Genomic DNA, 26,078 nt, shown 5'->3' on the forward strand with positions numbered 1-26,078 from the left:
TGTTTGGATTGTTTTGTGGTCTAAAATAAGTCAGATATGAAAAAGAACATGACCCGTATGGTAGCCGTTGTATCCTTAATGACATTCACGGCATCCTGCAACAAAGGCGACGATATGCCACCGGCGCAGTCAAGGACCATTACCATTGAAAACGTATTGGATAGCAAACCCCTTGTTGAATCCGGTTCGTTTAAAGGCAGCGGAATACCACCGGTAATTCTTCCCGGGCAGTCGGTATCCTTTTCGTTTTATGCTGCAAAGAATCAACGGCTCACATTTGCAACAATGTACGGATGGAGCAACGATTTGTTTTTTGCGCCCGAAAACCCCGGTATTCAGTTATATGATGGCAGCGGGAATCCTGTAACGGGCGATGTTTCGGCGCAAATAAAACTCTGGGATAACGGTACCCGGATCAACCAGGCTCCGGGGGCTGCTGTCATGCATCCCGGTACAGCAGAGGCCAGCGTCAAAAATGTTAAAGAGGTAAACGGGATGGACGACTATGGCCATACCTACCTGGCTGCATCGCAATTGATGCAGGTTGTATTGAACTATGAAGGCAATTCTAAATTTACACTTACTATTAAAAACAGCTCCGGTGGTACGGTCAATGAAACACCTTTTAGCCCGGGAGTATGGGCGGTGTCCTATGTGGCCGGAGGAAACTTATTACTGCCGGAACCCGTTTATTCAGCCGGCAAGCTTTCCATGAACGGTCTGACCAATATTGCGGAAATGGGTGATATTACCCCGCTCAGTAACTACCTTACTCAGCAAACCGGTATTTTTACCCCGTTATCACCGGTATTAGTAGTGGTTTATGAAGGTGCTGTAAACCCCTTTTACAAAGTTGGGGAAAGCGACCGGGGAGAAGGCCTGAAAGAGCTGGCTCAAAAAGGGAATGCGGATATCCTGGCAGCGGCATTAAAAACCAAACCGGGCGTAAGAAATGTGTATGTATTAAAAGATGCGGCCAACACCGTATTGCTGCCAAAGATCAATGGTGCCATGGGGGGCAAAGTGTCACAGCAACTGTCGTTGTTGCCGGGCGACCGGATAGCACTTGCAACTATGTATGGTTTTTCCAATGACTGGTTTTTTGCCACAACAGGAAATGATATAGACGGCGCTCAGAACGGCAATGTGTCTGCATCTGTTGGTTTGTTTGATAATGGAACGGCGATAAGCCAGTACCCCGGTGCCGGCATTACCCAGGCAAATTTGGCCGGTACACCTTTGGCGGAAAGCAAAAATATTCAGGCGGTACCCAATCCCAATGCGTATAATACCTTACCATCTGTTGCCGGCATCGTTGAGGTGACCCTTCAATAATACTAAAAAATTATAAATAAAATGCGTATCCAAAAGAGCAGATGCAAAGACAAATGCCTGTATTGTATGGCGGTCCTGTTTTGGTTGGCTGTACTTCCATCCTGTGGTCAGCAACAAGCCTCTATCGAGCATTCAAAGGCATTTATTGAAATGGCCGGCGGAAATAAGATGCCCGGTACTGATAAAAATAAAAATGTAAGAACCGATACCGCTACTTTTGCCGCGGGGTGCTTTTGGTGTGTTGAAGAGCAATTCAGGCAACTAGACGGTGTGCTAAACGTAACATCGGGGTTTACCGGCGGGCATACGGTCAATCCAGGTTACGAGCAGGTGTCTGATGGTACGACCGGTCATGCAGAGGCCTGCAATATTATCTACGACCCTGGAACGATTTCCTATGACGCGCTGCTGGCTGCTTTTTTTGTAGCGCATGATCCCACGCAGTTAAACCGCCAGGGTAATGACATCGGTACGCAGTACCGGTCGGCTATTTTTTATCACAATGAAATGCAGCGAAAACTGGCCGTCTACTACATTAAAAGACTCAATGCGGAAAAAATATATCCGGCTCCGGTTGTTACCGAAGTAAACCCTTTCTCCGTTTTTTATAAAGCGGCGGCGGATCATCAGAATTATTATGCCAATAACAAGGAGCTGCCGTATTGCCGGATGGTGATTCAGCCAAAGCGGGATCGGTTCCGGGCGGTTTTTAAAGATCGGCTAAAGCAATAATGTAATGTAAAAAAGAAATTGATATGAAGACGATCACGATGCAAATGATTTGCATGATACTGCTCTGCTGTAGCTGCAATGCACAGCCGGGCGGTGCCGGAAGGCGGGAAGTAAACCCATATTATTCCCGGACAGATACCACACATCTGAATGTAAGTAATAAAGAGTGGAAGCGGATTCTTAATCCTGATCTATATGCCGTGGCAAGGGAGCAGGCTACAGAAGCCGCATTTACCGGTAAATACTGGAACAGCAACACGAGGGGTACCTATTACTGTGCCGTTTGCGGAAACAAACTTTTTCGGTCAGATGCTAAATTCGCAAGTACCTGTGGCTGGCCCAGTTTTTTTAAAACAGTGCGGTCAAACAGTGTACTGTATAAGCAGGATGATTCGCATCATATGCACCGTGTTGAAGTGGAATGTGCGCGTTGTAATGCCCACCTGGGTCATCTATTCGACGATGGACCGCCGCCTGCGTATAAACGGTATTGCATGAACTCCATTTCCCTGGATTTTGAGCCGGATAAATAATTGAGTGGCGAAAATAGAAACAGGGTTGCCTCAAAAGTCTGTCATTTAAATCCCACCCGTTGTAGGACGAAGAGGAACGGAGCAATTTCATTATTATCTAAAAATCAAATACAGAAGATTTTCCGGCTTCCCTTCGTTATGTTCGAAATGACAGACTTTTGAGACAGCCACATTGGAGCAGCCCGTATTTTTTTGTCGCTTTTGAAACATCCGGGCGATGTCTTTCGGGGTTGCCATTTTACCGGATTTATGGCGTATGCTGGAGTTTCGTAAATCGAAGTTGTCAAACCGGTTGCCCGTTATATCGTTGCTGCCGGCAATTCAAAGGAGAACAGGACCGACGCTTCAAAATATGTAATATTTAAACTGCTGCCATTTTTTTTGAGATAGTCTTTGCAAAGGGCAAGGCCCAGCCCAACGCCTTTTTCATTGGCGGTGCCATAATTGGAGGTAAACGGGCGATCATTTACTGGTTGATTTGTTTGGCTATTTGTTCCTGGCGGGGTTTTATTTTCGATGCTGAATTGAATATGAGAAATTTTATCGGATAAGATGATGCAAATCGAATTTTGCGGCGGAGAAAATTTTATCGCATTATCAAACAGGTTTCGTAAAACCAGTAAAATATGGTTTCTGTCGGCGTTGACCAACGTAAATGAAGTAGGTGCAATTATTTCAAAAGACAAGGCCTTTTGTTGTGCAATCGTTCTGTAGGTTGCCACAAGTTCTGTTGTAACTTTGGCTAAATCGAAATGCGTTGAATGAGTTTGTACTTCGTTCATTTGCAACCTTGCCCAATGTAAAAGATTATCAAGAAGGTTTTTCAGGTGATAAAAATTATCTTTGCTTTCATCAATGATTAATTTTAGCTCATCACGGGATAACTCATCCATTACATGGGATGAAAAAAGCCCCAGGATGCTGTTAAAGGGCGTTCTCAGGTCATGAGCAACAATTGAAAACATCGTATTTTTTATATTGTCAGAGGTTTCCAGTTTGGAAATAGTGTTTTTAAGTAACTGGGTACGTTGCTCTACTAATCGCTCCAGCTTTTCATTTTGATCTTTCGCTAATTGATAATTTTCAGCTTCTATTTTTCGTTGATTATCGAGTATTGCATGGTATCGCTTACCTAAGGCAAAGGCGAGCAGCAAAAATTCGACCATAACTCCGGCCTCCAGTATAAGCCGGCTGTATGACCGGTATTCTAATATACCTTCCAAACTCAGCACATAAAACACGGCAGCTGTAATGATTGCCAGCCAGGCAACGGTAAAATAGGCCGTTGGCTCTTTGCTTTTTTTTGCTATTATAACTCCACAGGCAAGAAGTGTTAAGGGTATTACTAATCCAAGTATTTGTGAACCTGTGGCAGCAACCGCTTTAAGTCCCAATAAGCTGATTACTAACAGGCATATAGCAGCAATAAGCAGGGTATGCGCAACAATAAAAAGCCTTTTTGTTATTATTTTTAGCTGGTATACCTTGTTGGTAATTAAGATTGATGCAATAAGCGCCAAGCAAAGAAATACATGCGGGTATTTATTAAAAAGAATCCGGGCATCTGTTCCTAAAAAATAAATATATCCGCCCAGGTATCCGAGTATATATAATCCGAAACATACTATATAAAGGCAGTAGTACAGGTATGAACGATCGCCAATGCCAAAAAATAAAAATAGATGAAATGCAAAAAGTATTAAAAAGGCCCCTACAAGGCTTGCTTCAACGGTCTTGGCCGTTGAATTCTCCAGATGCAGGAGGCCGTTTGCAGTTGCTAATTTTAGGGGCACCAGCATTATATTCCTGGTTTGTATTCTGATCCAGATAGTTCTGTTTATTCCATTATTTACAGTTTTGGGAATGGGGAAAATGTAATGATTTGTACTGATTACACCCGGTGAAGGTTTTCTGGTTGATCCCGCCTGTAATAGTTGCCAGCCAGTGTCGCCGGGCATAAAACAATCAATTTTTTCAAGGGAGGCCGCATCTATGATAAGAAACTCAGCGGAATCAACGGTTGATTTGAATGCGCAATGAATCCAAATGGCGGACGGGCTATTGCCGAAGTTTAATATATCGGTTGTGCCCTTCTTAAAAAGACCGTTTTTATAGGCGCTTTGTATATCGATTAAAGATAGAGCACCGCTTCTGTCTTCGTAATAACTTAAGTTTCTGCCGGTATTTTGATTATAGTTGTGCTGTGAAAGATCAATCAGCTGAGTATTGCCGGCGATGGGGAATAATAAAAATATAATTAGAATAGTTCGCATGAAAACAAGAGGGCATTTTACATCAGCTGTTACCCAGGTTGTTGCCTGATCCGATGCTGAATGCAGGTGCAAGTGCAAAGGTAATCAATCATTAACGAAGAAGCGCACTAATTCGAATGCCGGTTAAATGGCAAAATTAATTTCAGGTTCATGAAGTATTTTATCGCTCAGTTAATTCCCTGAAACAATACCTCACAGGTCCGGCCGGTTATATAATTTGAGTTAACAAAAATAAATACCGATAAAGAGTTCCGGCTAACCGCATTTTACGCCCGGGGGCGGGATTTGTTTTTCCATGCTTTGCGGCCAGATAAAATCGCAGATATGCCCTTAAATGGGATAGCGCCATAATAAAGTTCGTCTGCGAATGGAGAAAACGAGGAGCGCGTAAGGCAACAAACAATATTAATAAGTAGAGCAACGAGCTGTTAGGTAAGTTTTGCTTCTAAAAGAGGTGTCAGGCAATGCCTATACAACATTTATGTCTTCCCTACAGAAGTTGTTTGCTCGCTTGCAGGATTGGTTTGAATAGTGGTGAGCAGGCCGTTTTGTGTAAGGAAGGGGGCAAATATTGTAAATCAGTTTTATGACAAGCATTTTTGTGCCTTAATTATTTTCGTACGAGATGAATGTGTCATCACGTAAATCAACAGGGAAACGTTTCATTTTGAGCAACTCAATTGAATGACACTACTTCAATACAAAAAGTGCTTGGCAAAGGTTGTTTGATGAGTACAGGATCAATGAACCATAAGCGGCTTGCTAAAAACGCAAACAGTGTCTGGGATAATGATGAATATCCTGTTGAAAATGTGGTCGCGGCAGTGGACCAATCTTTGGCCCAGAGTGATCGTAAAGGCAAAGTGTCTTTTACGAATCTGAAACCTTCAACTCATATGCTACGTATCCAAAAGGGGAGTGGATGGTGGCTGATGGAGCCACTTGAAGTATCTTTGTTCCGAAATCGAACGCTGAAAGTTGCTCTTGTAAAAACGGTATCGGTTTCGGGTAGAATCATTGGGCACCAAAATGAATATATACAGGATGCGCCGGCGCTGGAGGGTATAAGGGTTGTAGCGACCGGCCAGCGGGGCGAGTGATTTACTGTTGTGACCGATGAGCACGGTAATTTTTCGTTTAATTTACCCACCGCAATTTTTTCATTTTCAGCGGAGCCGCAAAACGGCAGCCAGTTCATCTCAAACCAGCCTCAGTCGTTAAAAGTAAGTATTCAAAACAATCCTTTCATTATTTTCAATCTCGTTGATCGTTCGAGAAATGTAGATGTCAAGCAATTTTAAACTACCGAAAGGAACAAAAAAGCTCAAAATTTAAGTAGTAGTCTTAAAATTTTGAGCCTTAAAAAATCGGTTTATAATGCAACCAGTGTAAAGATAGATAACAAGAGCGTATATTTTTAACAGATCCCCTATTTAGGCTATGAAGACTATATGTCGGGAGTTTCTTTTCCTGTTGTAACGGATGGTGCCGGTTCTATTCCTGTTCAGTGCGTCGGCCAAAAGTATCAGATTTCGGGGAACGATTCGCTGAATGCAGGCGGGGTAGAGGATTTGTGGGAATTTATATTTTGGAGACGCCTGCATGTGCATAAAAAGGCCTTGTAAATCGATTGATGATTATCAGGCGAAGTTCAATTTGCTATGAAGGCTTTGTGTCAAAAAGTGTCCTTTTCTAAAGCTGCTTTGGCGCCGGCCACTTTTTGCACGCTTTTCCGCTCTTGTACCACCAGGTATAAAATTTTGAAATCTCCTGCCATACGCTTGGACTTTATTTCATTTTCGATCGTTCTGGTCGATCTTCAGCCAAAGTGCAGGTTATCCGCTGAGCCGAAAAAGTTTGAGATGCTTCAGGCGATTAGATAACCCCTTACTTTTTTCGACATCCAATGTTCTTCCTCAATTAATATCAATCGGCTTTTTCATTCGTCAATAATTTTTAGAGCGATGAAAAAACGGCCAGTAACCGGGCCGTTCAGTCCAACCGGCCGATATCTATCCATAGCTGAGAACCCAATATAGACCAGGGCTGTTTACAATACCGAAATCCAACGTACAAAAATATCAAATCTACATCTGCGAATAGTGTTTGGCATTTTGATCGTGAATGCCAGCTGATTCATATAAAAGCCTATTTTGAGCTGTTGACTCAAGATTGTCTTTCCGGATATTAGATGCAGTAAATAGATTTGTTGCGAGCTAAAGGGGCGCTCCTGTGTCATGAGCCGGAGCGCTTCCAGTTCCTGTACAGGCAGTTTACCGGGCGCCAGCGGATTTCTGTGTCATTTGAACATACTTAGCAATCGGGAAGATGGCTTTAAGCGCATCCAAAGCCGCTTGGAGTTTCTTGTCTGCAAAGGCTGTGTACATGACCATGCCTTTGCGGTAACAGTAGCAGGTATTTCGCCCAATGGACTATTAGCATAGCAAACTAAAGGATTTCTTCTTCTATTAATTTACGGATATTCATATAATTTTCATGTCTTTCTTTAGCATTGATGTTATAAGAAAAGAGTATGGCGCAATATTTTTTTTGATTGTCGATCCAGGGATAACTGCCAAACAATCCAGGGCTGGAAATATAATTTCCGTCACTGCCCACCCATTCGCCGAATCCATATCCCAACTTACCTCCCCCTGCCGGCGAATAAGTAATGCTTACTTCTTTTGAGATCCGGTTTGCCTGCATTTCGGCAATACTTTTTTCTGATAATATGCGGTTGCCCTTATAAAGACCTTTATTCAGGAGCATTTCAAGAAAATGCATGTAATCTCCGGCCGTGCTGAAGGCGCCGCCTGCAGGTAAGGGGGTTTTTTTATTTCCGAAGTCTGTGTTTTTCATTTCCAAAGGCCCTGCAATGCGCTCTGTAAATAAGGTTTCAAAATCCTTTCCGCTGATTTTCTCTATCACTGCCCCTGCAATCTGAAGTCCGGCATTGCTGTAATGGAATGTTTTCCCAGGTGCGCCTTCCATTGGCAATGTTGCAATCCGGGCAATCGCCTCTTCCATACTGTTGAGTTGGCGCATTGCAGCGAGATCTTCTTTCAGCGATTGTGTTTTAATGCCTGTAAGATGGGATAAACATTGACTGATGGTTATATGCCCTTTGCCACTTTGAGTCATCACGGGAAGATATTTGCCTACTGTATCACTCAGTTGAAGTTTGCCTTCGTCTACAAAAGTCATGACCAACGCAGCACTCAGCCATTTGCTGCAGCTGGCAATTGGTATTTTTGAGCCGGTTGTAAAGTCGTTGCCATTCAGCTGATTTCCGCGCCGCTTTGCCAAGAGATTTTCAATGCGTTTTTGGCGGTCCGACATTTTATTGACCCCCTTACTATAAATAATATTTCCATCTTTGTATACCAAGAGGTACAACCTGCCGCCCATATCCGGTGCTTTCGCCGCCAGCCAGGCGTCTATTTTGGGTGATGATTGCTGCGCAACTGCTTTTTCAATTCCTGCACAGGCCACCAGAAAAATTATTATAAAAACGTATGTTCGCATATCTGTTTGTTTTTATTGATTACTCACAATGATCAGACCTCGGGTTCATGGGATCTCCGCATTTAAATTCATACTTATCCTGTTTAAAGCGTGGGGTAGGATTATCCGTTACTTCCAGTGGCGGCAGGGTTTGTCCGTTATAACCCGGCATGGTTACCTGAGCTGCCGAGCCGTTACCCAACGCTGTGTTTTTTGCAGCAGGATTTTGATTAAATGAATAATCCATAAGTGCATCCAGCAAACGATACACCGCATGATAATCGTATGCATCGTAGGCCGTTCTGGAACTGGGAACCGCGTGGTCTGCAACATAATGATAACCATTAATTACACCCGCTTTTACATACACAAAATCCTTTTCACTGTTGGGGATACTGATGTGCTTGAAAATGTCAATGGCCATTCGGTGATCATTGACGTTGTCATCATCATACACCTGCGTAATGAATTGGGTATTGGCAGGGAAATTTTCGAGCTCCGGGTCTGTGATCTGGTAGCTGTACCATGGAGCCATTGTAAAAATGAAACGTCCTTTGGCGCCCCATCCTTTTTCCGTAAAGGCTTTGTATCCAAGTCCAATGGAAGCGCCACCACCAAATGAATGCCCTGCAAAACCAACTTTGGTAAGATCCATTTTAGGTCCGTATAATTCAACGGCTTTATTAAAGCCCGTCCATAGCGTATTGTAGCGGTCGGTCACACTAACGCCAAAAGTAGGATATGGTACAAACACAAGGATATAGCCTTTCCTCGCTACAAATTCGTATAGACCACGGTTATATTCCTTACTTTGGCCGCCGTAAGGATGGGAATAGAAAATTACTGGGCGTGGAATACTCATGTCTGACGGATAAAAAACGGTGGCCTGTGCGGCCGGGTATCCGGGATTGAAAAAGTCCTGCTCACCGGCAACGTGTGTCCCGTTAGCACCATAACCGGAAGAGGGACGGGAAATGGGGCCATCAAGATCGTCATCAACAACAACAGGCGGGGCCGTATCCTTATTACAGGAAATCAGGGAAGCGACACAGAGGCAACTCAAAATGCAAAACATGTTCATAGCACTACTTTATAATTTTTGACTGGAATCATTTGGTAGATCAAAAATAGACGAATTAAGTACCCGGATCCTGCGTCATAGTAATCAAGCAGGCACAATATGGAATGAAATATCAGTATTGCATTATGATTGAAGCCATTTTAAAAACTCAGACGCTTTAGCCTTGCTTACGACAATGGTTTCCGGCACCTCGCATTTCATCTTAATGGATAGCTTTCTTCCGAAATGCTGATGAACAGAAAGAATTAATTCTTTGTTGATGATGAACTGGCGGTTGGCTTTGAAAAATAAAGTAGTTGGGAGCTGCGCTTCCAGCTCGTCCAATGTTTCATTTATGAAATATAACTTGTCTCCAGCTGCGTATATCCGCACAATGCCTCCTACGGCGTATATGAGCCGGATTTCAGTAACCTTAAGCGGAATGATGTTGTCCCTGTAGTATACAAGCAAGGCCGATTTTGGCTGCGTTATGATTTGGTCGGCGGCTTTTTGTATGGATAGGGCCGGTTTGGCCGGAGGCTGGAAATGGCTTTTTAATTTTTGCAGCTTTTGTACTGCTCGCACCAATTTTTCCTCATCAATGGGTTTTAAAAGATAATCGATACCGTTTGCGGTGAACGCATCTATCGCGTATTGGTCATACGCCGTGCAAAAAATGGCAGGGCAGCTAATATCGGCTTGTTTAAAGATTTCAAAACTCAATCCGTCCGAAAGCTGAACATCGGAAAAGATCAAATCCGGCATCGCATTTTTCTGAAACCAGTCCAGTGAAGATTTAACGGAGCCCAATATTGCCGGTACACAGGCACCCGGAATGCCATTTTCAATAATTTTTTTTAAGCCATTGGCTGCTTTCGCTTCATCTTCTATAATAACAATATTCATAACCGGAGACATTAGGCAATAAATGAACACTTACCCGAAAATACCCATCCACGTTTTCTATACAAATACTTTTGCCTGCCAGTAACCGGTAGCGATCTTCGATAATTTTAAGACCCATTCCGGTTCCTCGCTCCACCGAAGACTTTAGCTGTAGCTGGTTTTGAACAACAAGCAGCCCGCCCTCATTTTCCACATAGATTTCAATTTTAAGCGGGTTTTCCACATCCACTATATTATGCTTCACTGCGTTCTCTATCAATAGTTGAATGGTAAGCGGTGGCAGTTGACTGGATAAATACGTTTCATCAATTTCAATTTGAACCAAAAGTGCTCCCTCAAATCGTTCCTGCAAGATATGCAGGTATGCATTGGTAAAATCCAGTTCTTCTCTTAGCGTTGCAAGGGGTTTGTCGTTTTTGTTCAACTGGTACCTGAAAACCTCGCTGAAATTCAATACGTATTTTTTGGTTTCCTGATCCTGGGCGATATGAAGCAGCGTGTTCAACGCGTTAAATAAGAAATGTGGATTGATCTGCTGTTGCAACGCATAAAGCCTCGCCTCCAGTTGGTCTCTTTTGGCGTCCTCTGCCTGTTGCCTTAACTTTTGTGACTGATCGGAAATATACAATATATAAGAAATGAAAAACAGGAACAAAGAGAAAAGTATTCCACGTGCTAAAAGAAATCGTATTTTGCCATATTCCTGTACATCTTCTATACTCGAAACCAAATCTATGTTTATCCAGTGTACTGCCACCCAATACAGCAACAGGGAAAGCAACATTCCCACAAGTATCGAGCTGAGCATTTTAAAAGCAAACGTTTTGAAAGAGGACCTGTAAATGATCCATTGGACGGCGATCCAGCACAAAAATGAGAATAAAAATGATATAAAGGCCGTATCCAATCCTCTGGCATAACCTGTGACATACTTTCTTGGCATAAGCGCAAACACGGCCAGGAAAAGGCAAATGCATATGCCCGTTGCCAGTCTGTATTTTCTAAATATGCTGCGATAACTCATTTATGATTTGAAAGTTCCATAAAGAAAAGTAATTTTGAAAACATGCAGCCATTTTCTTCAATGAAACGGGCAAAATCGTTTTATAGGTGGAAAAAGAATAAGACCTGCAGGTTTGGTAACTCTTTAACCGCAAAGGCGGTGTTGTCCGGTGTATTAAGACAACTCCAAATATTGTTCTGCTTCAAGATTGGAGTTGGTGGGTTCTTTTGAACAATGTTTCCGGAAGGGTTGTGCGATAATAATGATCTGCAGTGGCTGTACACACCACCCTTCGAAAGGTAAAGCTTTTGCTACCCGTACTTCATCCTTCTTGCTTGCGAACTTTTTGCGCGTTTAGTTGTACTTTACAAGCAAACAACTATATGGACAATAAATTTCTTTCCTTCCTGGTTCCGGAAAATGAATTTGCGGAACTTTCGGTGGGAGACCTGTCAAAGGATGCGTTGCTTGAGCTGCTTTTGGGCAACGGGATACTACATGTGGCGGATTGGAAGGGCGAGGAAAATGAAGGCGGGATAGGAACCTTTGTACAACTGCGCGCTGCGGCGTTAAAGCCTGGTTTGCAGGTTGATTTAAGAAACGCTTATGAAAAAGCACATCGAACGGGTAAAAGCCCTGGAGACTTCATTCCGGCGCTCCTTAAGGAAACGACCGCTGTACTAAAAAAAGAAGGCCTGGAGATGATACTCCTCGACCGAGGCAACGATAGCTATTATATTGGCGTGATTGAACAAAAAAACAGCAAGACGATTCAGCGCAGCAGTACTGATTTCTGGAAGTTCCGGCCTTTTGGTAGCCAGACCGGGGAGGTGCTGTACACGGTCTATTGTCGTTGTGGAAGCATGAACGTGTGGCAGCTTAAACGGGGTGAGAAGCTTACCGATGATGTCTGCCAGGATTGCGGCACTGTATTGTTTGATGCACAGGGGAATTCGGATTTCGAGGTCATAAGGGACTATATCTAGTTGTCGGACCCAATCCTGACTTTTATAGATAACGGTACTAAAGCCGGCAGCCAGGAGCGGCTTTAGATTGTTGCCCGGCTATAACGGCCCTGTCTGATTAAATTTTAATCAAGGAGCAGCAACCCCTTTACTGACGTTCTTTACAGTCTATTGGATGTTCGTATTCAGCCCGTAAAAAAGCATTAATCCGGGCTTCCAAGTCGTTGTTACCGGTGCCCATATTTTTAGGATCGCGATCCGGATAAATAAATAATTCTACCGGGTTAACAAAAGATCAGCAAATTTGGCTTTTGCGCCGGTGTTTCGGAATCCTTCTGCTTCCGAAAGGGTTGGGTTCTATAACCAGAACAGGCGTTTGTCTGAAATGGCCGGATTGATTTTTTAGACCATTGATAAAGATGAAGTGCTTTTTATGTATATTTCGTTAATGAAGTTCATGAAATGAATTGAACCGCATACTTACCTCTTCAGATCCTTCCCCTAATTGAAGTGTCACAATTCAAGCCTTGTTGAATGTGTTCCTTTTTGAAAAAAATATCAGCCATAAACATATAGACATGAGCGAAAACTCAGCCAAGGAAAAATTAGTAAACCTAAGTAAGGAAAGTAAAATCAAATTTACCCTGTCATTATTCATAAGAGCTAAAGACTTATATAAACTCTTTGAGAAAGAGATTGAAGATGATAACTATGATTATGCCCAACGCTTTAAAAATGGAAGTATACAACTTACCGGGTTTTCAGACTATATTTTAAATCGGATTTTCACTGGTAATGAATTGAATCCTGCGGATGTTGAGCGTTTCAATACGTTCAGGAGCCTGGCTCCCGAAGAAGATGCATATAGTGGTTATCAGGCAGCAATTGCTGTGAATATTGTCTTGATTGCACTCAATATTATTAAAATGGTAAAGGGAGAGAAGGTTGACGTAAAATCAACAATAGATTATATTTTGGATTTAATCAATAACCTGAAATCAGAAGCATTCTTTGTCAATGACCCTGATGGAGACGATGAAGAATGCGAAAAATATCTTGAGCAATTTTATGATAAAGAAATGCTCGTAGAAGACAGGTTGCTAGGGTTAATTGATAGCATGTCACAAAATGACTTAATGGTGTTTAATGCGGAAAATATGATCCATTAAAAGGTGATATAGGGAGTGTTTGGGTTTCGCATAATCCCGGTTAGTGGCTAAATGCTTTCCTGATGGCGCCGGTTCCTTCCCTGGTCAGCGCCGCCGGGCAAAAGTGTCAGATTTCGGAGAATGATTCGCTGAAATGCAGACGGGGTATTGGATCATGGAAATTGCATTTTGGAGACGCCGCATGCCAATAAAAAAGGCCTTGTAAATCGACTGATTACAAGGCCTTTGAGTGCCCCAGGCGGGACTTGAACCCGCACGGACATTGCTGCCCACAGGATTTTAAGTCCTGCGTGTCTACCAATTCCACCACCAGGGCGAAAAAAAAAGTTATCAATTATCCGTTAGGAGCTATCAGCAAATCATTCTAATAACAAATAACGTATAACGAATAACTTTTTTAAAGAGAGCGGAAGACCGGGCTCGAACCGGCCACCCCGACCTTGGCAAGGTCGTGCTCTACCAAATGAGCTACTTCCGCGTGAATAAGAACTTTTTGTTTTTTCTTAAGTATTGGCTTGTTACTTAAGGGGTTGCGAAGATAAGGGATTTTTTTAAACTACAAAAAAAATCGGTAACTTTTTTTTTATTTATACTTTGGAGTATACAAAGTGCTCTCCTGAACCTGAACAGCCGGCTTTTCAAAACGCTTGGTGTAAAGACGGTAGCAGCCTCCCCAGGTAAACAGGATCAGGCATGCAAAGGTCAGGTAAAATAAAAAGGCAGAAGTAGAAACCCAGCTGAATTTGAAATCCTTTTTCTGGCTTTGCTTTAACTCTTCCTGGTATTCCTGCTCTTTTATCTGCTCAACGTCGAAATTATGTTCCATTCTGTATCAGTAATATTGTGTCGCAAAAATAAGGATCTATTCATTAATTTGTCACTTCTTTGTCAACAATTTCGGAGAACTTTTTTTTCCCTTTTACAAAATGCGCCCATGCAATGTTCTTTTTCAGCAATCCCTGCAGCGGAGTCCTTTTGTTTTTAGGAAAGATACTTTTCTTCTTATCCATCAGCATCCATTTTACAAAAGAAAGATGCGCACTGGCAACCGCCACAAAATAACCACCATCTCCGCCGAAAAGGCTTTTAAAGGCTGAAGCACCATCCAGTACCGCTCTTAAGAAAATAACGTACAGCCGCCGCCATCCATACATGTTCTTGTACATCATGATATGGTTATTCCGGAAATTAAGATAGGTCTTTAAGGAATTGCCTTTGGGAAGCGTGCCGCCGCCTACATGGTAAACGACGGATTGGGGACAGGAGCGGATCCCGTAGCCCAGCAGCTGAATGCGCCAGCAGAGATCAATCTCCTCCTGGTGGGCAAAAAAGTACGGATCGAAACCTCCGGCTTCATGAAATACGTTGGCGCGGATAAATAAGGCCGCCCCGCTGGCCCAGAAGATCGGTGAAGCATCATCATATTGCCCTTCGTCTGTTTCCGTAAAATCAAAAACCCGGCCTTTGGCAAAAGGGTAACAAAAATGATCCATCCAGCCGCCGGCCGCTCCCGCATATTCAAAGTACCGGGGATGATGGTAGGAAAGGATCTTGGGCTGACAGGCGGCCAACGAAGGATCGGACTCCAGCATGCGCACCAGGGGATCGATAAAACCCGTAGTAACCTGTACATCGGAGTTGAGTAACAGGTAATAGTCGGCTGTTACCTGCTCCAGCGCCAGGTTATACCCTTTGGCAAACCCGTGGTTCTCTTTAAAACGGATGATGCGCACGCCCGGGAAATGCTGTTCTAAAAACAGAACCGAATCATCCGTAGACCCATTATCGGCCACCACCACCTGCAACGGGGCATAAGCGGTTTGTACCACACCCGGAAGGAATTGCTCCAGGTATTTTTTACCATTCCAGTTGAGAATAACAATAGCGACGGACGGTTGCATCATGGGGTGCAAAGATTCAAAAATAATGCAAGCAAATCATCATCAAGCCCTTTTATCTTCGGCCGGAGCCTGCTTTTTAACAAAAAGGTGGTAAAGCTGAATCACCGCGATCAACCCGTTAGAAATAATAATGGGCCATTTCCAGCCCAGCAGGACGCCATAAATCACAAAAAAGATACAACCGGAAAAATTAATGATCCGTATGGCTTTTAGTTGTTTTGGAATAAATGAAATCACCAGCAGGGCCATGGCTAAATAACCGATATACTCAACGGGGTCAGGCATCATGTGGATTATCTTTCTGCAAAAAACGGACTTCTGTTTTTATTTGCATAAAGTTATTGATTTGTAGCATTATTTTTGTTGCAACTTATTCCGGTTTCCGTCAATCTGTTTAGAAACGGCGCGTCGTTCAGAGATGATTGGCCGGTAATATATAACCCAGTAATATATGAAGTACGTATTACCTCTTTTGATGATATTCCTGTGTTCCCGGTTAGGGGCGCAAACCGGGGGTGTGGCGGTGTATAAAGACCCGAGGATCGACCTGCTGCTCAAGAAGCAATCGGAAGTGAACAATTTGTCTACCCGGAATTCCTCCAAACGAAGAACGGCGCCCGGTTACCGGTTGCTGGTGATCAGTACCAATAATAAAGCGGAGGCCATTGCTGCGCGCACAAAGATCTATGCTAATTTTCCAGAACTAAAACCCTATATGTGGCACCAGGCGCCCTATTTTAAGGTAAAAGTGGGCAATTTTACATCCAGGCAGGATGCGCAGGCCTACCAGAAACGGCTGGGTGGTTTTTTCCCGGGAGGTGTCTTTATCATGAATGATATAGTGGAAGTAAACCCGGATAATACTGAAAGCGAGGACTGATGGTTGACCGCGATGCCAGGGATCCCGCAGATGAAACCATTTCTCCTGTTGTGAGGTTTAACCATAAAGGCAGCAAGATGACCGTAATATACACGACGCATTTCAATAGCAATCCATTGCGATCTTAACGTATTCTTTGCTTGGCGGTTAAATCATAAACATCGAGCTGCGCAACGGCCCATAAGGAAATGCATAACACGATGTGCTGCTTTGAAAAGGCCCTTTTTCCTGCCTTTCTGTAGCCTGTTAACGCAGTATGCGGTACCTGTTTTTTCCAATGACCGGATTATCAGTTATTTTTGCCGGATGAAGGATAAAATACAATTGCTGGCAAAACAGTTTGCACCGGAGTTGATTGAAGTGCGCCGGTACCTGCATGCACATCCTGAGCTAAGCTACCAGGAATTTGAGACCTCAAAATATATACAGGCACAGCTAAAAGACCTGGGTATCCCCTTCGAAGTAAAAGCCACTACGGGGGTGATCGGGTTGCTGAAAGGACGCAATCCTGAGAAAAGGGTGATTGCCCTGCGGGCAGATATGGATGCGCTGCCTATTCAGGAATTAAATGAAATAAGCTACCGCTCGGTTCACGAAAATATCATGCATGCCTGCGGGCATGATGTTCATACCGCCTGTTTATTAGGTGCTGCAAGGATTCTGAATGCCTTAAAGGATCAGTGGGAGGGTACGGTGAAGCTGATCTTCCAGCCTGGCGAGGAAAAAAATCCAGGCGGCGCCAGCCTGCTGATAAAAGAAGGTGTGTTGGAGCACCCGGCCCCCGCAGCCATATTCGGATTGCATGTGCACCCGGGGCTTGAGGTGGGCAAACTTAGCTTCCGGGGCGGAAAAGTAATGGCCAGCGCCGATGAACTTTATATTACGGTAAAGGGAAAAGGAGGCCATGCCGCAGCACCAAACCTTTGCATCGATCCGATCCTGATCGCGTCCCACCTGGTGGTGGCACTGCAGCAGGTGATCAGCCGGCGTAATAACCCGCAAAACCCAATGGTATTATCCATTACGGCGATCAACGGAGGTACTACTACCAATGTAATCCCCGATGAAGTTAAACTAAAAGGAACCTTCCGCGCCATGAATGAACAGTGGCGGTTTGAGGCCCACGACATCATGCGGAGTATTGCCAAAGGCGTGGTGGAGGGGATGGGCGGAAGCCTTGACCTCCATATTGATGTGGGCTATCCCAGTGTATACAATAATGAAGCACTTACCGAACAAGCTGCTGAACTGGCAGTGACTTATGCCGGCCAGGCACAGGTGGGTGAAACGGAAATCCGTATGGGAGCCGAAGATTTTGGCTATTATACACAACAAATACCCGGTTGTTTTTACCGGCTGGGCGTGATGAACGTAGCGCGCGGGATCACTGCCGGTGTGCATACGCCCCTTTTTAATGTAGATGAAAATGCGATTGAACTGGGTATGGGCGTCATGGCCTGGCTGGCTGTTGCCACGGATTTAACAAAACGGAAAGGTTAATCGGCGGCCTCCTTGCATCATTCAGAAAAAGAAATCATGATTAAAGCTACAATCTCCGGTGTGTTATTTACAATCTGTGCTTTAACAGCGGCCGGGCAGTCGAAAAGCGATTCTTCAAAAACAGCGCGTGATTTTTTGATTGAACAGGAGGAAGCGCATGGAAAGCACCCGGACAGCCGGAATAAAAACAGAATCGAAAAGACCAACCCGGAAAAAGAGGGGAATCCTGTAACAACAAAGCCAAAGGTAAAGCAAAAGAAATGCTGGTTTAGACGGAAGCATAAAAAGAGTGCCAGCCCCTCCGCCAAAGAAGCGTTGGAAAACAGGAACACAAAGGATCCAAGAATCGATAAAGGCCCGGAACCTAACAAAAAAGCAAACTCATCGGCGATCAAAGACGCAAAAAAATAAGGGGGGTGGAGGTCAGTACCGCCTGGTTTTCTGATCTGCCGTAACGATCATATCGTGAATAGCTGTTACTTGTCCTATACTGCGCCCAACCGGACGAAATGCTCCGGCCGATGTTGCGGGTTGGGTTTCGGTGGTTCTTGCCATGGACAATAATGTGGGCGTATAGTTATCGTTACCGGTGATCTTGCGTATCGCATATTTAAAACAGGCTTCGTTTGGATTCCCAAAATCATAACGCAGGTCGTCCAGTACCTGTAAGTTTGTGCTGAGCCCGTCATAGTAGCTTCCGGTTTGGGAGCCGTTGATCTGGTTTTTGTTTTTGGTTTCAAAATTGGCCATATACACACTATAATTCCCAAGACGGATCTCAAAGAAACCAACGGGCTTTCCATAGGTTTTTTTTCCATTGTCGCTAAATACAGCCCCAATCAGGTAAACATTGTCAAAATACGGTTTTAAACTATTGATCAATAACTCGCTGGCTGAAGCTGTAGCACTGCTTACAATAAAGTACAGGTTTTTAATAGTACTGTTACTATTGAAGGGGCCCTTTTTGTTTATGAAGGTTGTGTTTTCTGCAACAGAATAATCTACGTCAAAATAGGTGTATCCCTTAAGAACGTTATTGGCATCGTATACCTGTTGGTTCTTTAATAAAGTGGCCTGTCTGTTTTGCATAATTTGGTTGTAGTACTCAGCAAATAATACCTGGTTGTTCGCATTGGCAGGAGCCAGGAGGTTTCCCAAATATGCTGCTGTTTTTACAAGACCGCCCCCGTTATAACGGAGATCAACGACGATGTCCGTTATATTGCCGAACCTGCCAAATGCGTCATCCAGCGCCGGCTGGGCATTGCCCAGATCAGTAAAAGACTGGAAAGCGATATAACCGATTTTCTTTCCTCCAATATCCAGGGTAGTGTCTCTGAACACCGGGTTGAATGTGTAAAGTGTTTTCTGTACCGCAACATCTCTGCCCGACGCTGTGGCGGGATTATACACCGTAACGGTAATGCTCGAGGCATTAAATGCGGCATTGATTCTGGATTGATCCGTTTCAAGTCTCCAGCTGTTGCCATTGATTCTTGAAATGATATCGCCTCTTCTAAGCCCGGCCTGGTAGGCGGGTGAGCCTTTGGTTACATAACGTACCAAACCAACGAGACTGTCTTTATTGGTGTAGGGGATAGGGTTTTGCGGTGTGGTTGCTTCAGACACGGGCATATAACCCAGGATAAAACCCAGGCTGTTTTCTTTTCCGTCCAGGGTCATTTTTATATCTTCTGCGCGGATATTGTTAGCAGCTGTGAAGCTCAATCCCCCGGAGTAGGCATCGCTTGTTTTTATAATATAAGAAAACTTACATTCAGAATTATCATTTACAGGGTTGCCGGCGCTGTTATAAGAAATTTTTTGTTCGTAAGAAAAACCGGTGGCTGGATTGGTTGCAAACCTGCTGATCGCAAACATTTCATCATTCAGACCGGTTATGGTATCTGGGGAGACCAGTTGCCTCGGGTTGAACGAACCCGTGCCGGGCAGGGTATTGTTCCAGTAGTAGATTTGTTTGGCGTATAAAAAAAGCGAATCTGCCAGTAGTTCGGGACTAATACCTGTTTTAACCGGCGGAATCATATCTTTTTTTGAAGGACAGGCGGTTAATGTAAGGAGGCAAATGGTAGCGGCAGTCAGGCGTTTGCTGAAATACATGAGCGCTTTTTTTTTGAAAAGATAGGGATTATTTTTCGCTCTTATTTGAAATTTTCATCATTTTATGTTGTTGTGGGGTGCCATTTCTGCAGCCAACAATCTGCGTTAAAGAAGAATTGCTATCTTTCGCGCTTGTGCCGTATAAGCCGATTACCTGAGCATATTGTCGTAATATTGCTTTTTGAGCTGGACGCCCGGTTGAAGAGTGGCAGCCCTTGGACTTGCCGTCTCAGTGGCGGCGAGTAGTCCCGGGTTGTCGATAAGATCTAAAGCCTTCTTTGTACATTCTTCCGTTTTATCTCCCCAGGCTTTATCTACGCCGTCATAAGCGGAATAGCCCGGTGTGATACCGCTAAACGGTACCGGTTGATCCTGGCTGTTCTTCGTCATAAAGGAAACGGTCCAAAAAGTGACTTTTTTAAACAGATCGATGGGGAAGAAACCGACCGGTTTGCCATAAGTATTACCATCTCCTATAAGTTTCATATTCCCGTTGAAGTAGGGCTTCAGATCATTGATCAGCAACTCGGCGGATGAGGCGGTTTGTGCACCGATAATGACGTATAAATTAGTAGGGTTGATCGAAAACCCTTTTGAAAGATCAGTTTTATTAAAGTTGATGGTATTGGATTCTGGTTTATAGTAGGTGGCGCTGTAGGAATGCCGGGTGCGCATCAGCGTATAGTTGCCCGCCTGCAGGTCTGTGTTGTAGTAATACGTATACATTTTATTTCCGGTGCTTACGGTTGCGGGCGCCAGGCTGTTGGCCAGGAAGTCCTGTGTACGGGTGAAGCCGCCATTATTGTATCTAAGGTCCAGGATAATGTTCTTGATTCCTGCGTTTTTAAAGGATGCCAGCGCGGCTTCAATGGCGGCGCGCGAGTCTTCCAGCCGGTCGAAAAATTTGTAGACCAGGTATCCGGCGTTTGTGCCCCCTGAGGACCGTAATATATCCGAGTATAAAACAGAAGTTGGGACGAAGGATTTTATCGACAGATCCAAAGGAACCTGTGTACCGTCCGGCTTTTGAAACGTAATACGTGCTGTCTTTTTTGTTTGGTCATAAAACATATTATTTAATATGTCTATGCTGTTGACCGTTAAGGTCGTATTGTCTACCTTGATCAGTTTCCATCCCCGTTGTACTCCTTGCTGACCGGCTTCGGAATTTGGAAATACATAGGTTACGAACCAGCCTGTAAAACTGCCTGATCCGGACATGCGGTTACTCCAACCCCGTTTTACAAAGAAACCATAGCTGCTTTCCGGTTGGGTGGCCTTATTGGCTGCTTCGCTGTCGTAATAGTCGGTGGCGTAACTGTATTTTTTATCCCGATCGTAGGCATTGGTGTTTCTTACTGCTTCGATAGTAGCTTCTGCCGTTTCAAGATCCGTGCTTTTAACATATTGCCGGGGGTTAAAAGATCCATAACTGGTGCTCCGGATCTCATCCCATAAATAAATCTCTCTTGAGAACAGATATACCGAGTCGGCAACCCGCTGCTGTTCGGTACCATCAGGTTTTACATCTACATCCTTGTTTTTATCCCCACAGGAAACGGCTAATACCAGGCAAACAATCGTGCCAACGTTTAATACACGCATAGGGTCCGGAATATTTACGAAAAGATAGGGATAGTTATTTTTTTTTATGTGAAAATTTTGATAACCTTTTGAAACACCTGTTCGGGGGTTATTTCCTGCATACAACCCGCTTCGCCATGAACCGGGCAGGGTTTATTGCCAAAAACGGAAGAAGGGCGGCAGGGAAGATCGGTCTGAATCACGTGATCCGGGTCTTGTCCCCAGCCATAAAAGCCCAGCCAGGGATGGGTGCCCCCCCAAATGGAAACCACCGGGACGCCGTAAAGCGAGGCCAGGTGCATATTGGCAGAGTCCATTGTCAGCATTACATCCATCTGGGCGATCAGCCGCAGCTCTTCGGTAAAGGAATACCGGCCGGCAACCACCCGGATGTGCTCATGTCCTTCAGCCCATTGTTCCAATACCGGTGCTTCGGTCTTGCTGCCAAACAAAAAGATCCTGTGTTCAGGGGCTTGTTGTAATAACCGTACCACCTGCTTCATCTTTTCCAGGGGGTACATTTTGGCCGCATGCTTTGCAAAAGGCGCAATGCCGATCCACAATTCCTCACGGCTGGTTTCTGATTCCTGATTTCTGATGGCTGATGGCTGGTTGGAGATTGCTACCGGCATTCCCAGTTTTGCAAACACATCTGCATAGCGCTGAAACGTGGTTTTTAGCGGACGCAGTTTCTTATTACGGGGCCTTGTCAGTTCTTTTTTTTCGTTGCGGCCCTTGTCGATCACAGCTACCGGAACGCCGCCCAGGAACCGGCGGATAATCTGGGTGCGCAGCACATCATGCAGGTCGGCCACTGCATCAAAGCGGAGCTCTTTTTTTAACCGGCGGGCCAGCTTAATCAGTCCGCCCAGTCCTTTGTATTGATTCCGGATATCCGCACCATAGAAATGAAGTCGTTCTACGCCTTCGAAAAGGGGCTGATGGAACGGTATGGATACAATCGTAACTTCCAGTTGCGGGTGTTGCGCCAGCAATAGCCGGAGCACCGGAACAGTCATGGCTACATCGCCCAGCGCAGAAAACCGGAACACCAGTATATGTTCGGGAACGGTTCTCATTATTTTTTTTGCTGGTAAAGTACCGGGTTCAGACTTTCATCATTGTACATTTTCATTTGTTTGTATACTTTCATGTACTTTTTACCGGCAGCGATATCATCAAGTAACTGGTCAATAGCGGTGGAAAGGTCCTCCCGCTGGGCCAGCAATACGTTTAGCTTGGCGCTACAGGCCGCGCGGTGCCCTTCGGAAGCATCTGCGCGGGTAGCCTCCTGTTGCATATGATAGATCTTGAGCTCCAGGATCGACAGGCGGTCGATGGCCCAGGCCGGGCTTTCGGTGTTGAAGCCAGCACCTTTCACCGGAACTACCTGGCTGTATTGTTGCAGGAGCCAGCTGTCGATATATTCCACCATATCGGTACGGTGTTGGTTCGAGCTGTCGATCCGTCGTTTAATCTCCAATGCCTTCACCGGGTCGATCTGCGGATCTCGGATGATATCTTCCAGGTGCCATTGTACGGTATCAACCCAGTTTTTTTCATACATCAGGAACGCGAGGGTGCCTTTTGCATAAGGGTTCTGAACCGGGGTGTCTACATCATCCGTTTTATGATAATCGGTAATACTTTGCTGAAAAATAAGAATCCAGTCTGCCGTGCGCATGATCAAATTTATTTTGAATTAAAATCTCCCGCAAATGTAAGCTACAGGGGGCAGATTGGGATTTGAAAATGTGGAAATGTGATAATGTGCGAATTTTAAATACGGTCACAAATTTCAAATCTCAAATGACAAATATCAAAACGCAGTAGTGCAGATTCCGTTACCATTCGCAACGTTCTTTGGAATCTTGGCATTTGAAGCTTGGAACTTTGAATTTCAATTAGGCTTCTTCATAATTCAGGTCCTTATGAAAAGTTTCCGGCAGGGTGATAACGGCGATGGTGGAGGCGATCATTACGATAACCGCAGTAATAATTGCACCGTTTACATAGCCGATGGTTCCGATTCCGCGTATTTCTTTAAACAGGAAGAGGATCAGCGGAAGCAGTCCCCTTACAAAATTAGGAACGGTAGTAGCCGCCGTAGCCCGGAGGTTGGTACCGAATTGTTCTGCTCCAACGGTTACAAAAATGGCCCAGAAACCGATGCTGAAACCCAGGAAGAAACAAAGGGTATACATCCACCCGGCGCTGCCATTCCATTGTGTGGTAAAATAAAGAAGGATTGAAAGCATGGTTAGTGCGTAATAAATGTATAGCGCTTTTTTCCGGCTTTTCAGCCATTGGCTTACCAGCCCGATGGTGATATCGCCCAGGGCGAGACCAATATAGGCATACATGATCGACCGGCCGGGGTCAATATCTTCCTGGATGCCGAATTGGCGGCCAAATTCACTGCTGAATGTAATGAGCACGCCAATTACAAACCAGGTGGAAAGGCCGATAAAAATGCTTTTCAGGTATTTACTGAAACGTTCCCTGCTGTTGAACAACATAAAAAACTGCCCTTTTTTTACATTGCTTTCGCTCATGCGGTGATACATACCCGATTCCAGCACCGAAATCCGGAGCAATAATAAAAGAATACCCAGTCCGCCTCCTATAAAATAACAGGTACGCCAGTGAAATTCTTCCTTTATGAAAAAGGCAACGGCTGCGCCCAGCACACCAAAACCGGCAACAATAGAGGTGCCGATGCCACGCTTTTCCTTGGGCAGCAATTCGGCAACCAGGGTAATGCCGGCGCCCAGCTCGCCTGCCAGGCCAATGCCGGCCAGGAAGCGGATGGCCGTATATTGTTCAACAGTTTGAACAAAACCATTGCAGATATTGGCGATGGAATAGATAAGGATAGAGCCAAATAATACTTTTACCCGTCCCTTCTTATCGCCCCAGATTCCCCAGAGAATACCGCCGATGAGCAATCCGGCCATCTGGGCCGAAAGGATCCATTCGCCCTTGGTGGTAATTTCGTCGGCGGTTAATCCCAGTTCTTTCAGACTGGGAATGCGGATGATACCAAAGATGAGGAGGTCGTAGATATCAACGAAGTAACCCAGTGCGGCCACAATTACGGTCAGACTGAGGATGGATGCCTTTTTTTCTTGGTTCATATGGCGTTGAATGATTATTGGTTTTGATCCTGGAAATAATTTACGGCGAGTTCATAGCCTTTTAATCCCAGCCCGATGATACTACCGGCAGCCTTGGCGCTTACGTGAGAGATCTTTCTGAAATCTTCCCGGGCATGTACATTGCTGATATGTACTTCCACCACCGGTGTGCGGATGGAAGCGATGGCATCGCCGATAGCAACGGAGGTATGCGTGTAGGCCGCCGGGTTCAGGATGATACCGTCTGCTTCAAACCCGTATTGCTGCAGGGCATTTACCAGTTCGCCTTCGATATTGCTCTGGAAATAATCAAAGCGGATCCCGGGGTATTTTGTCTTTAGCTGATCAAAAAAAGATTCAAAACTGGAGCTGCCGTAGATGCCCGGTTCCCGCTTGCCCAACAGGTTGAGATTGGGGCCATTGATGATAACAAGATGCATGGATGATATTTTAATGGGCTAATATAAACATTTGGAAGAGGAAACCATCTATTTGGAATTGAAATTTTAGCAGCGGGAACTAACCGCAATGGCCGCAAAACACCCCGCGATGGACGCAATGAAAACCTGCACAAATCTTAGTGCCGCTTCGTGAACCTTGCGGAACCCTGGCGCTCTTTGTGTTCAAACGTTAACCGCAATGGCCGCAAAACACCCCGCGATGGACGCAATGAAAACCTGCACAGATCTTAGTGCCGCTTCGTGAACCTTGCGGAACCCTGGCGCTCTTTGTGTTCAAACGTTAACTGCAATGGTCGCGCAAAGCACCCGCAACGGACGCAAGAGAACCGGTGCAACTCTTAACGCCCCTTCATAAACCTTGCAGTGCCGGCTGCGCTCTTTGCATTTAAAACGCTGCCGCGGTTTTGTTTTTTGGTCGGGTTCGGCTATTTTTAACCAAACCTTTTTATAATGACCATTCAAAAAATCGGACTGTTGGTGGGGAGCCTGCGGGCGGCCTCTTATAGCCGTAAAGTAGCGGAAGAACTCATTCACCTGGCGCCCTCAAACCTGCAGTTGGAAATCGTGGAAATCGGCGACCTGCCGCTATATAATGAAGACCTGGAACAGGCGGTTCCTGCATCCTGGCACTGTTTCCGGGAAACCATCCGTGCAAAGGACGGCGTGGTTTTTATAACCCCAGAATACAACCGTTCCGTTCCCGGCCTGTTGAAGAATGCCATAGATGTAGGCTCACGTCCTTACGGAAAAAGCGTATGGAACGGGAAGCCCGGGGCAGTGATCAGTGTTACACCGGGCGGACTGGGAGCTTTTGGCGCCAATCATCACCTGCGCCAGTCAATGGTATTTTTAAATGTGCCGATGATGCAGCAGCCGGAAGCTTACCTGAGTCATATAGCGGTCTGCTTTAACAACCCCCAATCGGAGGAGCGGGAGCGTCTTGACCAGTTTTTAAAAGGGTTCCTCGATGCCTATGCTGCATGGGCGGTTGAAACCGCACGAAAGGAAGCTTAA

General features: G+C 44.9%; 24 protein-coding genes and 2 tRNA genes. 10 read left to right on the forward strand and 16 right to left on the reverse strand.

The genetic code is table 11. The features are described from left to right. The first annotated feature begins 36 nt into the window (after positions 1-36). The 3 genes from LL912_RS02965 (at position 37) to msrB (ending at position 2,600) form a co-directional block, all read left to right on the forward strand. The gene (locus tag LL912_RS02965) at positions 37-1,335 is read left to right on the forward strand and encodes a spondin domain-containing protein (protein WP_235552072.1); all 1,299 of its coding nucleotides are present in this window, start codon (positions 37-39) and stop codon (positions 1,333-1,335) included. 66 nt (positions 1,336-1,401) lie between these two features. Further along, positions 1,402-2,067, forward strand: a complete 666-nt coding sequence (gene msrA, locus LL912_RS02970; protein ID WP_235552073.1) for a peptide-methionine (S)-S-oxide reductase MsrA — start codon at positions 1,402-1,404, stop codon at positions 2,065-2,067. Between the two features lie 23 nt (positions 2,068-2,090). Then, complete coding sequence (gene msrB / locus LL912_RS02975) at positions 2,091-2,600, forward strand: peptide-methionine (R)-S-oxide reductase MsrB (protein ID WP_235552074.1); 510 nt, start codon at positions 2,091-2,093, stop codon at positions 2,598-2,600. A gap of 299 nt (positions 2,601-2,899) precedes the next feature. Here the strand turns inward: msrB and LL912_RS02980 are convergent, their stop codons facing one another. Further along, positions 2,900-4,873: a sensor histidine kinase gene (locus LL912_RS02980; RefSeq protein WP_235552075.1), complete on the reverse strand. Its 1,974-nt coding sequence runs from the start codon at positions 4,871-4,873 to the stop codon at positions 2,900-2,902. Positions 4,874-5,601: 728 nt separating this feature from the next. On the opposite strand from LL912_RS02980, the gene LL912_RS02985 reads away from it, so the two are divergent. Next, the gene (locus LL912_RS02985; protein WP_235552076.1) at positions 5,602-5,973 is read left to right on the forward strand and encodes a hypothetical protein; all 372 of its coding nucleotides are present in this window, start codon (positions 5,602-5,604) and stop codon (positions 5,971-5,973) included. 1,348 nt (positions 5,974-7,321) lie between these two features. Here the strand turns inward: LL912_RS02985 and LL912_RS02990 are convergent. The 4 genes from LL912_RS02990 to LL912_RS03005 form a co-directional block, all read right to left on the reverse strand. Next, positions 7,322-8,398, reverse strand: a complete 1,077-nt coding sequence (locus LL912_RS02990) for a serine hydrolase domain-containing protein (RefSeq protein WP_235552077.1) — start codon at positions 8,396-8,398, stop codon at positions 7,322-7,324. 19 nt (positions 8,399-8,417) lie between these two features. Next, positions 8,418-9,458 carry an alpha/beta hydrolase gene (locus tag LL912_RS02995; RefSeq protein ID WP_235552078.1) on the reverse strand — a complete coding sequence of 347 codons (1,041 nt, stop codon included), beginning with the start codon at positions 9,456-9,458 and terminating at the stop codon, positions 8,418-8,420. A 123-nt stretch (positions 9,459-9,581) separates the two neighbouring features. Continuing rightward, the gene (locus LL912_RS03000) at positions 9,582-10,343 is read right to left on the reverse strand and encodes a LytR/AlgR family response regulator transcription factor (RefSeq protein WP_235552079.1); all 762 of its coding nucleotides are present in this window, start codon (positions 10,341-10,343) and stop codon (positions 9,582-9,584) included. Next, entirely contained in the window at positions 10,318-11,151 is an 834-nt protein-coding gene (locus tag LL912_RS03005; RefSeq protein ID WP_235552080.1) for a sensor histidine kinase, read from the reverse strand. Before LL912_RS03005 ends, LL912_RS03000 begins: the two co-directional genes overlap by 26 nt. A gap of 578 nt (positions 11,152-11,729) precedes the next feature. Here LL912_RS03005 and LL912_RS03010 point away from each other — a divergent pair. Both LL912_RS03010 and LL912_RS03015 read left to right on the forward strand, forming a co-directional pair. Then, positions 11,730-12,332 (forward strand): DUF6630 family protein, encoded by a 603-nt coding sequence (locus LL912_RS03010; RefSeq protein ID WP_235552081.1) that lies wholly within the window; start codon positions 11,730-11,732, stop codon positions 12,330-12,332. A gap of 557 nt (positions 12,333-12,889) precedes the next feature. Next, positions 12,890-13,480, forward strand: a complete 591-nt coding sequence (locus LL912_RS03015) for a hypothetical protein (protein ID WP_235552082.1) — start codon at positions 12,890-12,892, stop codon at positions 13,478-13,480. Between the two features lie 230 nt (positions 13,481-13,710). Here the strand turns inward: LL912_RS03015 and LL912_RS03020 are convergent. The 5 genes from LL912_RS03020 to LL912_RS03040 all read right to left on the reverse strand — a co-directional run bounded on the left by LL912_RS03020 (position 13,711) and on the right by LL912_RS03040 (position 15,669). Continuing rightward, a tRNA-Leu gene (locus LL912_RS03020) sits at positions 13,711-13,796 on the reverse strand. Positions 13,797-13,885: 89 nt separating this feature from the next. After that, positions 13,886-13,958: transfer RNA gene (locus LL912_RS03025), tRNA-Gly, on the reverse strand. Positions 13,959-14,063: 105 nt separating this feature from the next. Beyond that, a complete protein-coding gene (locus tag LL912_RS03030; RefSeq protein WP_235552083.1) occupies positions 14,064-14,306 on the reverse strand; it encodes a hypothetical protein in 243 nt (80 codons plus the stop codon). A 43-nt stretch (positions 14,307-14,349) separates the two neighbouring features. After that, complete coding sequence (locus LL912_RS03035; RefSeq protein ID WP_235552084.1) at positions 14,350-15,384, reverse strand: glycosyltransferase family 2 protein; 1,035 nt, start codon at positions 15,382-15,384, stop codon at positions 14,350-14,352. Positions 15,385-15,423: 39 nt separating this feature from the next. After that, entirely contained in the window at positions 15,424-15,669 is a 246-nt protein-coding gene (locus LL912_RS03040) for a uroporphyrinogen decarboxylase (protein ID WP_235552085.1), read from the reverse strand. 163 nt (positions 15,670-15,832) lie between these two features. Here LL912_RS03040 and LL912_RS03045 point away from each other — a divergent pair, with 163 nt between their 5' ends. From LL912_RS03045 to LL912_RS03055, 3 genes are all read left to right on the forward strand, one after another. Then, the gene (locus LL912_RS03045) at positions 15,833-16,261 is read left to right on the forward strand and encodes an SPOR domain-containing protein (protein ID WP_235552086.1); all 429 of its coding nucleotides are present in this window, start codon (positions 15,833-15,835) and stop codon (positions 16,259-16,261) included. A gap of 306 nt (positions 16,262-16,567) precedes the next feature. Further along, on the forward strand, positions 16,568-17,761 hold the full coding sequence (locus tag LL912_RS03050) for a M20 metallopeptidase family protein (RefSeq protein ID WP_235552087.1): 1,194 nt from the start codon (positions 16,568-16,570) through the stop codon (positions 17,759-17,761). A 36-nt stretch (positions 17,762-17,797) separates the two neighbouring features. Next, positions 17,798-18,172, forward strand: a complete 375-nt coding sequence (locus tag LL912_RS03055; RefSeq protein ID WP_235552088.1) for a hypothetical protein — start codon at positions 17,798-17,800, stop codon at positions 18,170-18,172. A gap of 12 nt (positions 18,173-18,184) precedes the next feature. On the opposite strand, the gene LL912_RS03060 is transcribed toward LL912_RS03055, so the two are convergent. The 6 genes from LL912_RS03060 to aroQ all read right to left on the reverse strand — a co-directional run bounded on the left by LL912_RS03060 (position 18,185) and on the right by aroQ (position 25,043). Further along, positions 18,185-19,882: a S41 family peptidase gene (locus LL912_RS03060; RefSeq protein WP_235552089.1), complete on the reverse strand. Its 1,698-nt coding sequence runs from the start codon at positions 19,880-19,882 to the stop codon at positions 18,185-18,187. A gap of 150 nt (positions 19,883-20,032) precedes the next feature. Next, entirely contained in the window at positions 20,033-21,487 is a 1,455-nt protein-coding gene (locus tag LL912_RS03065; RefSeq protein ID WP_235552090.1) for a S41 family peptidase, read from the reverse strand. A 44-nt stretch (positions 21,488-21,531) separates the two neighbouring features. Beyond that, a complete protein-coding gene (locus LL912_RS03070; protein ID WP_235552091.1) occupies positions 21,532-22,545 on the reverse strand; it encodes a glycosyltransferase family 9 protein in 1,014 nt (337 codons plus the stop codon). Next, on the reverse strand, positions 22,545-23,150 hold the full coding sequence (locus tag LL912_RS03075; RefSeq protein WP_235552092.1) for a DUF4254 domain-containing protein: 606 nt from the start codon (positions 23,148-23,150) through the stop codon (positions 22,545-22,547). The genes LL912_RS03070 and LL912_RS03075 overlap by 1 nt, the downstream gene beginning before the upstream one ends. A 220-nt stretch (positions 23,151-23,370) precedes the next feature. Further along, positions 23,371-24,603 carry an MFS transporter gene (locus LL912_RS03080; protein WP_235552093.1) on the reverse strand — a complete coding sequence of 411 codons (1,233 nt, stop codon included), beginning with the start codon at positions 24,601-24,603 and terminating at the stop codon, positions 23,371-23,373. Between the two features lie 14 nt (positions 24,604-24,617). Further along, a complete protein-coding gene (aroQ, locus tag LL912_RS03085; protein ID WP_235552094.1) occupies positions 24,618-25,043 on the reverse strand; it encodes a type II 3-dehydroquinate dehydratase in 426 nt (141 codons plus the stop codon). Positions 25,044-25,514: 471 nt separating this feature from the next. On the opposite strand from aroQ, the gene LL912_RS03090 reads away from it, so the two are divergent. Further along, positions 25,515-26,078: an NADPH-dependent FMN reductase gene (locus LL912_RS03090; protein ID WP_235552095.1), complete on the forward strand. Its 564-nt coding sequence runs from the start codon at positions 25,515-25,517 to the stop codon at positions 26,076-26,078.

Origin of the sequence: Niabella agricola (assembly GCF_021538615.1) — a bacterium.
In the GTDB taxonomy this organism is placed as follows: Bacteria; Bacteroidota; Bacteroidia; order Chitinophagales; family Chitinophagaceae; genus Niabella; species Niabella agricola.